The organism is Sphingobacterium sp. UBA1498, from assembly GCF_002325125.1.
Lineage (GTDB): Bacteria > Bacteroidota > Bacteroidia > Sphingobacteriales > Sphingobacteriaceae > Sphingobacterium.
In genome coordinates this window covers 84791-98440 of record NZ_DCRG01000016.1, presented here as the reverse complement: position 1 = coordinate 98440, position 13650 = coordinate 84791, and the positions used below count along the sequence as shown (strand labels likewise).

At 34.4% G+C, this 13650-nt stretch carries 13 protein-coding genes; 2 read left to right on the top strand and 11 right to left on the bottom strand.

What is annotated here, in order from left to right:
- Nucleotides 1-30 precede the first annotated feature (30 nt).
- Nucleotides 31-153 carry a hypothetical protein gene (locus B3139_RS09645; RefSeq protein WP_293882348.1) on the bottom strand — a complete coding sequence of 41 codons (123 nt, stop codon included), beginning with the start codon at nt 151-153 and terminating at the stop codon, nt 31-33.
- Between the two features lie 302 nt (nt 154-455).
- Between B3139_RS09645 and B3139_RS09640 the strand changes: the two genes are divergently transcribed.
- Nucleotides 456-911, top strand: coding sequence for a hypothetical protein (locus B3139_RS09640; RefSeq protein WP_293882346.1), 456 nt, complete (start codon nt 456-458; stop codon nt 909-911).
- Between the two features lie 35 nt (nt 912-946).
- On the opposite strand, the gene B3139_RS09635 is transcribed toward B3139_RS09640, so the two are convergent.
- Complete coding sequence (locus B3139_RS09635; RefSeq protein ID WP_293882344.1) at nt 947-2167, bottom strand: M12 family metallopeptidase; 1221 nt, start codon at nt 2165-2167, stop codon at nt 947-949.
- Between the two features lie 339 nt (nt 2168-2506).
- Between B3139_RS09635 and B3139_RS09630 the strand changes: the two genes are divergently transcribed.
- On the top strand, nt 2507-3088 hold the full coding sequence (locus B3139_RS09630) for a hypothetical protein (protein WP_293882342.1): 582 nt from the start codon (nt 2507-2509) through the stop codon (nt 3086-3088).
- 55 nt (nt 3089-3143) lie between these two features.
- Here B3139_RS09630 and B3139_RS09625 read toward each other — a convergent pair whose 3' ends face one another.
- The 9 genes from B3139_RS09625 to B3139_RS09585 all read right to left on the bottom strand — a co-directional run bounded on the left by B3139_RS09625 (nt 3144) and on the right by B3139_RS09585 (nt 13570).
- Nucleotides 3144-4259, bottom strand: coding sequence for a clostripain-related cysteine peptidase (locus tag B3139_RS09625; protein ID WP_293882340.1), 1116 nt, complete (start codon nt 4257-4259; stop codon nt 3144-3146).
- 50 nt (nt 4260-4309) lie between these two features.
- Nucleotides 4310-4747: a hypothetical protein gene (locus B3139_RS09620; protein ID WP_293882338.1), complete on the bottom strand. Its 438-nt coding sequence runs from the start codon at nt 4745-4747 to the stop codon at nt 4310-4312.
- A 10-nt stretch (nt 4748-4757) separates the two neighbouring features.
- Nucleotides 4758-5990 carry a C10 family peptidase gene (locus B3139_RS09615; protein WP_293882336.1) on the bottom strand — a complete coding sequence of 411 codons (1233 nt, stop codon included), beginning with the start codon at nt 5988-5990 and terminating at the stop codon, nt 4758-4760.
- Between the two features lie 91 nt (nt 5991-6081).
- A complete protein-coding gene (locus B3139_RS09610) occupies nt 6082-7128 on the bottom strand; it encodes a M12 family metallopeptidase (RefSeq protein ID WP_293882334.1) in 1047 nt (348 codons plus the stop codon).
- A 17-nt stretch (nt 7129-7145) separates the two neighbouring features.
- Nucleotides 7146-7490 carry a hypothetical protein gene (locus B3139_RS09605; RefSeq protein WP_293882332.1) on the bottom strand — a complete coding sequence of 115 codons (345 nt, stop codon included), beginning with the start codon at nt 7488-7490 and terminating at the stop codon, nt 7146-7148.
- A gap of 1 nt (nt 7491) precedes the next feature.
- On the bottom strand, nt 7492-8115 hold the full coding sequence (locus B3139_RS09600; protein WP_293882330.1) for a hypothetical protein: 624 nt from the start codon (nt 8113-8115) through the stop codon (nt 7492-7494).
- Between the two features lie 10 nt (nt 8116-8125).
- Complete coding sequence (locus B3139_RS09595) at nt 8126-11218, bottom strand: hypothetical protein (protein ID WP_293882328.1); 3093 nt, start codon at nt 11216-11218, stop codon at nt 8126-8128.
- Nucleotides 11219-11792: 574 nt separating this feature from the next.
- Nucleotides 11793-12380 carry a hypothetical protein gene (locus tag B3139_RS09590; RefSeq protein ID WP_293882326.1) on the bottom strand — a complete coding sequence of 196 codons (588 nt, stop codon included), beginning with the start codon at nt 12378-12380 and terminating at the stop codon, nt 11793-11795.
- Entirely contained in the window at nt 12359-13570 is a 1212-nt protein-coding gene (locus B3139_RS09585) for a C10 family peptidase (RefSeq protein ID WP_293882325.1), read from the bottom strand. The genes B3139_RS09590 and B3139_RS09585 overlap by 22 nt, the downstream gene beginning before the upstream one ends.
- Between the last annotated feature and the right edge of the window lie 80 nt (nt 13571-13650).

Genomic DNA, 13650 nt, shown 5'->3' with positions numbered 1-13650 from the left:
TATTATTGTAATCGGAAAGTGACCCAATGACTAGCGAAATAATTGGCCCAATATCACCGAAATCACTGGACCAGTATCACCGAAATAGACACCTGTCTCGGACTGTTTGATCGCAAAGGCGATCTGTGCTTCTTTAAACTTTGATTTTTTCATCGTTTTTCCTCCCTTTTAAAATTAGTAATTCAAGTCCGAATTCCCTACTTTTAAATACTCCAGTTTTTTGGGAAGAGGTCAATTCTATTTGGTTTCATTTTGATTTTTAAAGGTTCAGTTATCGCAGTAAGTATATATTTTATTAAAAACAATCGAAAATATTCTCGACGAACTCAGAGTTGAACTATATCAAAGTAGTTTTTTACTCGATCAAAGATTTACCAAACACAGAGAATGCCTCTAGGTGTAGCATTATTTAGACAATAATCGTTTAAATAATTACTAATCAAACGAATAAAAATATGAGAAATTCATTTAAATTACTTCTTTTATCAGTATTTTTTATTTTTAACGAATCTTGTAAAGAAAATGAAATTGAGCCTCCTATTATAGACCCTCCAATGTATAGTAACCAATATACATGGAAAGAAACTGCAATAAAAAAGGGAAATGAAGATTGGAAAGAACTTCCAAATGGCAATATTCTTCGTCTTTATACTGATTATAAAGTAGATGCAGATACTATGTTTGGAGCTTATGAATATAATGGCATAAATGCAAATATTGAGATAAATACTCCATCTTCAATATACAAAGGATTTATTAAAAAGAAGGATTCACTATTTTTAAAAATACCAAACGATAAAGGACAGGAAAACTCTTATGTTTCCTTGAATTGTGAAATTCTGAATAACTCCGAAATGATTATTCGGAATGGAAAAAGTGATCCTGTGGTAAGTATCAAATACAAAAGATAAAAAGAAACCCGTATGGAAAATACGGGTTTCTTTTATTATAAATTTGTATGATTATTTGTTAACCTACAACAATTTGGTGGATTAGGATTGCCATTGTTCAAATATGCTTGCAAACTCGATCTTTCTTGAGCAGTCATTACAGTATTATCAGATTTATAAACAGTTGGAGCCAATTCTCTATAAACATCTGATCTAGCTATATATGGTAAATAGAAATAGTTAGCATACGACCTATCCAAATCTGATAGCGCAGTTCTATTAACAGGATAAGTCCCCCCTGCATTTAATGTAATCACAGGAAAATTAGCATCTTTAGCGAAATCGGTCATACCATACATCATAATTGAATTTAGATCAACACTACTTCCAAACATAAAATAATTCCCTGTTCGCTTATCAAAATTCGTTTTATAATCATTACCCGTTAACCTACATCTATCAGGATGAACAGTAATGGTATTGTCGCGATTAGGTCTAGTATGCTCGTGGTATAAACCAATAGCATGCATAATTTCGTGTGCCACAACACCCATCGGAACTGAAAAAGGAGGCAAAAAAGGTCCCATTGATTCATCCTGCTGCAGGCTTAACCATTGACCAGCATCTCCCCGACCCTGTGTCGCTGGATTCTTAACGGCATCCCATCTCCCAACAGTCGACCAATTTCCTTCTGCATTCCAAGCACTAGGATTAGTGGAAGTACCATGAAAGAATTCGATGTAGGGATAATAAAATCCCCATTGAGAATCATAAGTCGGCTGGCCTGTTGCATTGTAAAACCTTATATTTGTTGTTGATTCAATGTGTTGAATGGCGGCACTAATGGCTAACCTTGCTCCAGCGCTGACATTGGAATTTACAGTATATCTTACCATAGCCCACATTCTATTTTCATTTGGGTGAACACCAACACTTTTGGTATTGGGATTAGTTTTAAATAATCTACCCGAAGATGCCGGTGACGCGTTTTGATAAGGTTGATCCAAATCTTCTTTGGCAACCGCTTCAAAAGAATTATTCGTTTTTATCAATTCAAATTGACTAGGTGTCAGTAAGATGTCACCTTCTATAAAATAATTCTCACCACGTTTTTCAACCGTTGCCCCAGACTCTAGGGTAATAAATTCACCTTTAGCCTTTTTCGCTATTTCTTGAATATGTTTCGGTTGGTCAGCTATCTTGTCCTTACTGCAAGACAAAAGTAAAGCTATCATCAATAATGATAGAGTTTTCAAATTAAGTGTTTTCCTAATCATAATAGTGTTTATTAAGGTTAAAAAATAATCAGACATTTAATACCTAGATATTTCACCCAGAATTTCATCGAAAACTTCTTAGAAGTTCCAAATTGATAAGCGATTATCAAAATACTTTTACAGAATAATAATATTGAAACATTTACGATCCACAAAATTTTCTCGACCAACTTGATTTTGACCCATATAACCTTAGGAAAATCCTCGACAAAATAATCCACAATAAATACTTTTTGCCATACAAAGTCATTCATAAAAACTAATAAATAATCAAATAATTAATAACTGTAGCATTATGTAGGTTCAAACCGTATAACTGACAATCAAAACATTATAATTATGAGGACGATAATATTATTTTTAACAATCATTTCCATTGGACTATATTCTTGCGACAAAAACGGTAATCTCTTACCTAGTTCAAATAAACTGGAAATACAGAAAGATGGGATTACTTATGGAGATGCAAGACATATAATTCTAACACCTGGAGCACCTAATAGCCCATTTCTAACTTACAATCCCCCACCAACTGATTCGTATCAGCAGTATAAGGAAAACTTCACATTATCTGCCTCTCCATATACAAAAGGTGAAAATCCCAAAGGATTTGATATTACCATCTATTGTCCCGTAAACGGAGGAGTTGTTTTAAACAAGAAATATGAGATAAAGCCAAATCCTGGAAAAGAAAGAATCCAAATTGAAAAGGGAAACAGATATTTTGAAGATTGGGACAATGCATTTATTCGATACTCTGATAATGATAAAATCTATTATTATGGGACAGGTTACATCATGTTCACACATTTTGATGATGGAGGCAACCCAAGCAATGCTAAAGGTTCTGGAATAATAGAATTCACCATCCCAAATGAAAATGGAGGTAGAACATCTTTGAAAGGAACTTTTACGTTATAAATTGTATTTAGATCTTCTCTTAAAAGGTCATCCACCAAAGAGAAGATCTAAAGAGCTAAAATAACACATTAGTACCACTATCTTTATACCAATTAAGGGTACGATAATAGTTTAAATAAAAATCCTCAGATTCTGGAATAAAACAGGTGAACCCAGAAAAAGCCTTAATTGGCTTTCCTAAAAATTGATCTGTAGCGTTCTTATAAATAATCGTTTTCTCCATCTGCTTTTTAATAGGATCAAGCTCCGAAAGAGGAAAATTTACCTCCAGATAATTTACAAAATCAAATGCAGGCACTGGAAAATCCGCTGTGTAATCTAATCTTTGGACATTAACCCTAATTGGTATACCAACCGACTTATTTTTTAAATATAGATCAGCACATAAACTTGAAAGTTTAGAAAGTTCTGCTGTGTTAAGCAATGTAACAGATGCAGATTGCATTTGACCTGTATAAGAACTATAATGTTCAAAATACTGATTTGCAACATTTATTAAATCAGGCTCCTTAGAGGCAAGATAAGGTAATACTTTTCTATAAGGAAAGCCACTTGCTAATACTTCTGTTGGAGATGCAATAATATATTTCGTCTTTTCCTTAAATTCCCAAAGAACTTCTATACTTGCCATGTTGCACGCGTCAAATATAATGTATTCGAATCCTGATGGAATTGAATTTTTCAAATCAATAATATCCATCTGTTTTCCTTGATCTTCTCCAAAGGAACGTGTTTCTATCCGTTTTGAAATAGGTGGTGCCCATGAGGTCGCATGAGACCACAAAATTAAACCATAGCTTTCTGCAGGGAAAAATTCCTTGCTATCATTGATTGCCATATTCAATTGTTGTGGACTACTACTTGAAATGGTATACTTCTTTATCGTATCACTAGCTATTACTTTTAAGTCCTCATCAAATTTCACTCGAAGAAGAATCGCTTCATCATTATTTGAACGGAGATAAACTAAAACGGCAGCGTTTTTAAACGAATTAGCTGCTATTTCCATATCATTAATATTATCAAGCGCGTATTGTCTTAAATTATTGTTAGCTTCCATGACGACAATAATCGTATGATCGTATTTAATTTTTGGAGGTTCAACAGGATCATCTTTTTTACACGAAAAGAAAAGAAACACTAATATTATAGAACTTAGTATAAATCTCATGTTTAATCGCATTAAAAAGGAGCCGATCTAGTTCGACTCCTTAATTTAAATTATTTAGCCTCTTGTTTAATGGAAATTTTACGAAAACCATTGCCATTATGGATTGTAAAATCCAAAGTTCTTAATTCATTCTTTTCATTGCTCCCAATAGAAATCTGAATTCTTTTATTATCTAATTTTTCCATCGAAAACCACTCGCCCTTAATAAGGTAAATATTATCGACACCGGCCGGAGACTTTTTAGTATCCGTTTCTATGGACTTGTCATTTAATAATAATTGTTTCCCATCAATTGTTAGATCCAAGAATTGCCATTCAACATTATTTTTTGATACAAATGTTGAATCAAGTCCTTCCTTCTTTACAATGAAAGGTCCAGAACTAAAATTAGGGGCATCGGCATATCCTACTTTATCGTCACAAGAAATTATTGCTAGAACAAAAGTGACCATGATAAATAAACAGGATAGAATCGAAATGTTTTTCATTTTTTAATATTTATTTATAAATGCAATAGAATTCCCAATCATGGGGAAAGCTACTTGGCGCATCAGCTGTAAAATGCGGTGATGAAAGAACAGTAAGATAATAACCATTTAGATTACCGTTACCGGGGCCCCAGCCATAATTGACGTGAATAAGATCAGATCCATTCGAATATAATCGGTACCCATCAGCGATATATGCATGTCCGTCACCTCTTGGAATTCCTAGAAACGGCTTTTTAGTCCTTGAGCTAATAATGATAATCCCATTTGAATAATTTTTTAGCGTGCTTCTGATATTGGCTTTGTTAGTATTGACGTTCATCAAACCAAAGTTACTGAATAATTTTACTCCATCAGATGTTTTAGCCCCACTACCGGAAGCATCATAATCCATACCGACAGCAGCCCCGATTTGCCTCACAAACTGGCCAGCAATATCTGCTTGACTTGGAAATAAATTTCTGAATGTAAAATCCCGAAATTGAATCAGATCATTATAATTCAGAACTACACCATTAAAGGAACCAACATGCCTAGTTACAGTGAAAGCTTGTGCTACAGCTATAGCTACACATCCGGCAGGATAATTACTTGGTGTATATCTATTGAACGGATCTTGAGATTGGCTCCATTCTACCCGTACCTTAGGAAGAACTTCATCAACTAACGTAACAGGGACATATCCACCGCCACCCCCACCTCCACTACCGTCATCTGGCATTTCCGGTTGATCAATACTAAAAGATTGCGGAGAATTATTATAGTCTACTGCTGACAATATAAATGAAAGTGCTCCCAAGTTTGTATCCGTATTTTGCAGAACATTTTGGAATGAAAAGTCCCCTTCATCAAAAATAGTAAGTACCGGTTCACACTTTGTATTTCTCGATACAATCATACCTCCCTTTTCATCGGAAAAATCAACATAATATAATAATGTATCTCCACTGGAACTACTCTTGGTTTTAGCATAAGATAGACCAGAAGAATTCAGCATATCTGATGTCAGAACCTGTACCTCATTAATCGTCGGTTTACCTTCCGTATTGGATTTTGTACTTGCCTTAGACTTTGCACCTCCAGTATAATATTGAAGTGCAATGCTCTTTGCATCAGCGATTGTTCTAATATTTTGTTTCCAAACTTTTTCTAAATTAGGAGAAACGTTTTCTTTTTGACAAGAAATAAAAAACAATATTCCAGCTATGCCGAATACGTTTAAAAATTTTGGCTTAAAATTCATTAAGAATAAAAAGTGATATAATTACTATTTGAGGTATACCTTGAAATACAAAGTTCCTCCCATTGACAGAGAGGAACTTTGTTCAATTTTATTAAAAAGGTTGCTGAGTAATAATATAAGCATCACCTGGATAAGGTGCATAATTATTGAGATAATCTTGTAATTGCTGTCTTTGGGTCGGAGTAAGCTGGACATTATTTCCATCATACACCACGTCGTCTAACTGTCTATAATTGTCTGTTCTAGCAATGTAAGGAAGATAGAAATAGTTTATAAAAGCTCTATCCGTATTTGATAGAGTTTGATTAATATTTATAGTAGAGCCATCTTTTTTCCAGATACTATTACTGCCATTATTAGAGAACTCTGTTGATCCTGCTAAAGTAATAGAATTAAAATCAAACGATCCAATTGAATAGTAATTGGTAGTAATTTTATCAAAATGATATCTGTTATCCGGGTGAACGTTATTCGTATTAATGTTTACGTAAGTATCACGATCATTTCTCTGTTGTTCATTATACATACCAGCAACATTAACTAAAGCTCTTTTAATAAACGCAACAGTAGAACCCTCAGGTAAATAAATATTTTGTTCTCCTCCCTGAAGACCAATATAAGAAGATCCTTTTTTATTCCCGGTGGCTTTGCTTATATGCACATTAGGATATTTGAAATGATAAACTGGATCTTCGTCTAAATCATAAAGGGAATTATAGAACCTGATATTGGTTTCTGCCTGAATTTGGGATATAGCATCAGTGAGATTTTGTTTTAACTCATAATCAGCCTGTGTAACTAGTGTAAGTCCAACCTTTAACCTGATCATAGACCAGAAACGATTCTGATAAGGATGAACCCCAAAAGCTTTAGTCCCAATTGGAATTGGTTCAAACACACCGCCCTGAGATGGAATATTCTTATCAATGAGTGTAGTTTTAGAATTTTTATGTTCGCTCTCCAAAAATGGATTCCCTGTCTCTTTCCAGTTTATCAACTGCTGATCTGTATAGAGGACAGAATAAGATGCCGCTTTTTTCTCTTGGTCAGAAGTTTGTGAATCTGAGATGTCATTTTTCTGGCAGGAGACGAACAGCAACGCCAATGACATTAACTTTAAATAATTGGTAGTTTTCATTGATTTGATTTGATTAATTATTTGACTTTGTCAGTTGAATTATTATCATTTAAATAGTTCATACCCTTCACTGCTTCCACATATTTATGATATAGTTCTGGAGAAATGTGAAGTTCGCTTGCTTCCTTCTCAGACATATCCAGAACATATACTGAATTCTTTAAGATAATTCGATCTGATAACATCAGATCTGCATTAGACTGCATTTTATAAAGAGTTTCCAAACTGTCCTGCCTTACTTCGGCACGTGACTGTGTTTTCTCCATTTCGATAGATTTAATATCTTTCCTACATCCGATGGTAACAAGTCCCAACAAGAATGCTAAAAACAAATACGTTTTGATTTTTCGTAAACTTTTCATATCAATGATTTTTGTTAAGTGTCGTTAGGAATTCACCTTTAATCGTTAGCAACTTTTTGTTTTCCGATACAATGGGTGAAGGAATTATAAGTTCCAGTATGCCTCTAACTTCCATTTTGTCCATATCAATAGATTTAATGACCATTTTCCCTGTTCCAAAGCAATTATTATTTAAATCACCATTTGCCGAAATAATAGAATATGCTTTTTGTTTATCTCTATACTTTATCTCATAATTGACAGGCATAAGGTAATCTTCACCAGGAATAGCCTCAAATAGATATTCCTTGTTTACCTGTAACTCAGTATCCAAAGGGCAATAGATCTCTAAATTGTAATACTTAGCCGCCACATCCGAATTTGCATTCTCCAGTTTAGGGAAAGTTTGAAAGATTAAATATTTATAATTTTCACGGTCATTTAGGTAATAGTAACCAAACCAAGGAAAACGTGCAGCTCCTGGCGGCGAAAAGATTGGCGTTTTATCCATATATCGAACACCGTTAACTTCACATTTGAATGTTGAAGAACTCAATTCCTCTTGTTGTTTCTCTTTTTTACATGCGATAGTCAATAAACTCATCAACACCAATATAGATTTAAAAAACATATTGTATAGTCTCATTTTTAATAAGTTAATTCGGGTAATTCTCTTTATAAACAACCGTAAATGGCGTTTTTTGAATAATCTGTTCCTGATAATTTAGCAACATCAACCTATAAACCAGCACTTGGTTATTCGGAAATGCTTTTATCCTTTCGAGTTCTTCGGGAGGTAAAATATCTTTGATATATCCATTAGGTGACCAAAGGATACCTCTTTGACTTCCTTCATCGTTGACAATTACGGCTGCTAATGGATTCCACCTAGCATTAGCATACTCTCCAGTTGCATTCCTTCTAATAATTGCCATTGTGGCATTATTATACGTCACCTTGATTCCTGTTGAAGTAAAAACTTCCCCTTTATTATTTACTATCCAACTGTTAAACAGAAGATTCCACACATCATAACCGGTAATTCGAACAAAAACAGGAGCGCTCTCATTTCCATTTGCATCCCTCACTTTTAAATAGATGGTGGTATTATCATTATCTTCCGTAGTACCAAGTTTAACTTCTGGAGACTGCGAATCAAACCATTCTATAGGGCCATCTTCATTCTTAACACCCCATTGATAAACAACAATATTTTTATTCTCCATGATAAAATCGGCATACCCCGGCTCTGTATCAATACAGTTTGCTTTTATTGTATAAAAACCAGGTTTTCGAACCACATCCGCTAGCACAAAGCGAGGGGTTCCAACAGCAACTCGAGTGGTAAGTTGTGTACCATTCACATTAGCGGTAATATCAATTATTCCCTTGCCTGTAACCGTAAGAACACCAGACGAATTAATAGTAGCAATACTTGAATTTGAGGTACTCCATGTAATGCTTGCAGTCCCAGGATTAATTACAGAATATTGAGATCCTGTTTTTCCCAATCTCGGTCCTGCAATTGAATATCTTAACTGGGCTAATAACCATCTTGCTTCTTCCATTCCAAAGTCAATATGACCATTGGAAACCATATCATTATAAAAAACATTCCCACCAAACGGGGTATTTGTACTTACTGGTTTAGTAGTAAACATTGCTGCAGTTAGGGGTTGAGTGCCAAATCCCACAGCGAGAGCACTAGAAGCTGGAAGGAAGGGAATATTAGGTGCAATTTTCACATCATATCCATACTTTAATAGAATCGGAGTTATCGCAGAACCGGAACCTTGTCCCAAATTTGCTTGGTTGTTAATTGAATATACTGAACTTGGATAGGTATCAAAAAGTAATCCGCTTGGCATATTTCTTTGAAAAGAGAAAATTGTCCGGGTAATTGGTACAGTCCAAAGAAATTTTTTAACGTATTTAATCTGAAAATCAGAAATTTTAGTACCGACAGATATACCGGGAAGCATTTGCATTTTAACTTGTAAAGTTGTTTTACCGGGAAGAATTGTCAATAAACCAGCCCATATATCTTGCAATAAAACCCCAAGGACAATCCCATTGAGTCCAGGAGTGAAGTCTAGCAAGGGAGAATTAGCATTTACATTCGCATCAACAAAATATGGATTTATGGAATTACTCACATAACTACCATTAACAATAGAAAGCATTCTAAAAGATCCATTAGCATCTCCATTTGGAAAACCAAGTGACGCCAATTCTTGTTGCCAATTATTATGGTCAGTATTATTTAAATTTCCTCCAAAGTCAATATAGTTTACTAACATTTGTCGCGCAGCATTGCTATGCATAACACGTTTCACCATTTGTATATAGTCGTTCGCGTCAAGTTGGTTTGTAATTGCATTTATGATTGATTTATTATCTAAGAACGAATTGATGGCATATACACCATAAAGAACTCCCAAAGGGACATTTGCTCCAAGATGTGGTGCATCATGGCTAACATATATAGAGGTCTTATGAGCAATATTAGCTAGCTCCATTTTTTTCAGGGCGTACCGTGCAATTAGCCCACCCATACTTTGTCCCATAACAATATTAGGTTCGGAGCTATTATTCTGTTGTTTTTGTTGATTAACCCAAAGTATTACCTCCTTAAGTGTATTTGCATTGGCTTGAATGTATTCATCACTATTTACAAAATCAACATAAACTATATCATATTCATCTAGAATACGATCACCTTCATAAGTGCGTTTAAGTACTTTCATAAAACTTTCAACGCTTACGACCCCTTTACCCTTCAATTTGGTATCTGGGTCCTTTTCTACTAAAACACTAAGAACACGGGGATCAAATCCTTCCACGACAATAAGTGGTTTCTTTATTATATTATTAACTCGACAAATTGTGTACACTTCCGCCGATGTACTTACTCCATTATATGCGGCACCAACTTTTGTAGTGGCATAAGAATATGTTGAACCAATACCAAATGCGCTAGCCGCAGCTGTTGGTAAAAGTACCTGGATATTAGAATGTGATAGCAATTGATTTCCACCTGTGAGTGTAACTCTCATTTTCACCTCTTTTCTACCCGATGATGGATAATTCGCAGTTAGGCTTCCTCCTAAAGTAATTTGCCTATAACCTCCACCATCACCTGGATCAATCTCAATCTTTGAATAGGATAAATTTGAAAACCACACATTTGAATTCAGTTTATATGTAAGAGATTCAGCATTAAAAATACTATCATGTGGAGCAAAACCCAAAGCATATCCACTGGAATAAGGATTTTGCCAAACACCATTTTTAACATTATCGGAAACCTTACCATTTGCATAATTTATCAATTGATCATTTTTTGCATTTGCCTTTATAAAGGAATAGCGGTATGCAGCGGCACTTAACGAAACGGTAGTATTTGTTCCAGCGTTACCTTGATTTAACATGATAGTTTCAACATCTCCAAATGGAGCGGAAGAAACTGAAGCTGATTTTATAGTACGAAGGAACATTTCATAAGTTGGCCTATCTATAAAATTATCCTTATTTAAAAGAGTACCTGAATACTTATCCAAATCAACAAGTTCGAATGAAAAGTCTCTTAATAGTCCGTCTGGTACTTTAGTTTTATCTAGAGTAGAAAACATATTATTGAGGAAGTTCCTCATATCGGTATTTTCTTCAACTCCTTGAGCAAAAATTGAAGAAACGTTGAAAATCAACGTAAGCAAAAAAGCTAGGATTTTGGTCAAATTTCTTTTCATGTAGTTTTGTATTTGGCTAAACTTCTGAAAAGCTATATCATATTTTCCAAAAAAATAAATTATCTCGACCAATTCAATTTTGACCCATACGAAACACTCGATCTACACGATATCATTTTTTAGCACATACATATTTATTAAATTATTAAAAAGGTTAAAAACTCAATTATACATTATATAATAAAAAAAGCCACCATTAAATAAACTAATGGCGGCTCATTATAATACCTAACTATGAAAGACGATTTATTTTATTGTTTCCCGTATTCAGTCAACTTAGCTAGTTTGATAGAAATTGGAAACGAGTATGTTTATGCTTTAATGTCGTATAGCGGATTTGTAAATAAATTCTGTTTACCTTTTTGATATTGCTTGTATATTACTTTATTGTGTTTTGGTGTAAAAACACGTATGACAATCCATAGTTTCATTTTTCTGCTCTTTGGTACAGAAGACAGTAAACTAATTAAGGTTATAAAATGGCATTATTCTACAAAAAATAAAAAACCACCATTAAATAAACTAATGGTGGTTTACCTAAAACCCTAACTATGAAATTTAATTTTGGGAAGTCCTATTCCGACAACGGAGTTAATTTAACAGAAATAGGACGTCCAAGTTGACCTTTTGAAATCTCCTTTCCATTCACCAATAATTGTGAATAACCTTTATAGGAATCAGTGCTTTCTATTTTTAATTTTATTGAAACTTCCAAGTATCCCTTTACCACTAATATACTTTCAGCATAACCATCACTTTGAGGTGTAAGATTTCCAAAGACTTTTAATATTTTCTGTTTAAGCACTTCCCAATCGATAATTTGCATATTTTTGGGGATATCAAGATTAGAATGGTTTTGAATTTCCCGATTGCCTGATTTATCAACATAATATAAATCCAGATCATTGAGCCCTTTTGCCCCTTCGTTTAACTCAAAAATATTGTTACTATCTTCGTTAGTCAAGTTTAATAATACTTGGCTCTCAACATTCATACAACATTTTTCCTCCTTCTTTTCACAAGAAAATAAAGTAAATAGTATCAATAGTAATCCTAATTTGTACATATTGTCGTTATTTTTTAATTGAATAAACCATACCTCTTTTATATTGGAAATTATAACCTCCGCCTGCATCAGCACTAGCGAACCCAAACCATCCATTGTTTGAACCTCCCCAACCCCAGTTCATATGAAAGTACAGGAAGGAAGGAAGCACCACCTGTCCATGTACCATCAGGATTTTGCTCACCACAGCTTGTACCACCACGAACACCATCTGCTACCCAGACATGGCCTCCTTTAAATGTATGAAAAATAAATCCACTTTTATCCTTATATCCACTTAAGATTACTGGACGATTGGCTTGAATTTCACTTTTTACGGTATTATAATTAAAGTCAGTTGCTGTCGCTGTGACTGAATAGCCGAAAGTATTTTCTAAGGCGTATAGAATATCATTTAGATTAGAAGCAGCACCTGTGCCATCACAATCCGGTTGTGAATCTACAGAATTGGCTACGTCTCTCATTAACTTAGAGATTTCATTAGCTCCTGATGAAACATCTAAATAACTTGAAACTGCATTTGGCATAATACTATAATTATATGAAGCAGGATATTGATGATATCTCATCACCTGGGACATTGCTGTAGCTACACAGCCTGTATACGCTTTTCCATTACAAGAGTAAGGGGTACAAGACATATCAGGCATTAAATTGTTATAGCCGCCAGATTGATTCCAAGTTGTCTGCAAAAGTGGACCTTTTTCAAATCCCGTTGGTTCACATCCTCCTGCCGGAGGGAAAAATCCAGCGACTTTTTCAATAGATGCTCTTTTTACATTAACTGTTGGAACTTCCCCTCCTAAAAGCTTGACATAATTCCCCTTTTTCAAAAGGTTTTCTCCATTCACATTTTCTCTTGTGCATGATTTTAACTCTTCTATCTGAAGTTTATTTTCATATAACCATGCTTCCGTTGCGGCTGGTATAGTATCGGAGGGAAAGTTTGTCTCATCGGAATATGCTAATACCGGATTAGCCCGACGATCTGCAGCCAAAATGATAAATCCCCCCTTCCCGTAATTAAAAACACGCATTAATGGCGTCCCATTTTCCGATAGAATTTCCTTTTTTAAAGTGGCATTGGTATTTCCAATCTTGGATTTAGTAGACGCCTTTTTATTAGCATCTCCTAAAATAAAATAATGCAGAGAATCTGCGACTTTAATACTTTCACCCAATGGTATGTAATACTCGTCCCTGTTTAATGCATCAGCTTCGATTCCTTGATTCTTACATGAGACTAGGAAAAGACCGCCCAAAAATAAAATAAATAGCTTCTTCATTTAGAATGATAAAAGTTAATATTGGCCAAAAGTATTTATATCAGAGATTATCTAGAAAAAATCTCGACGAACTGTATTTT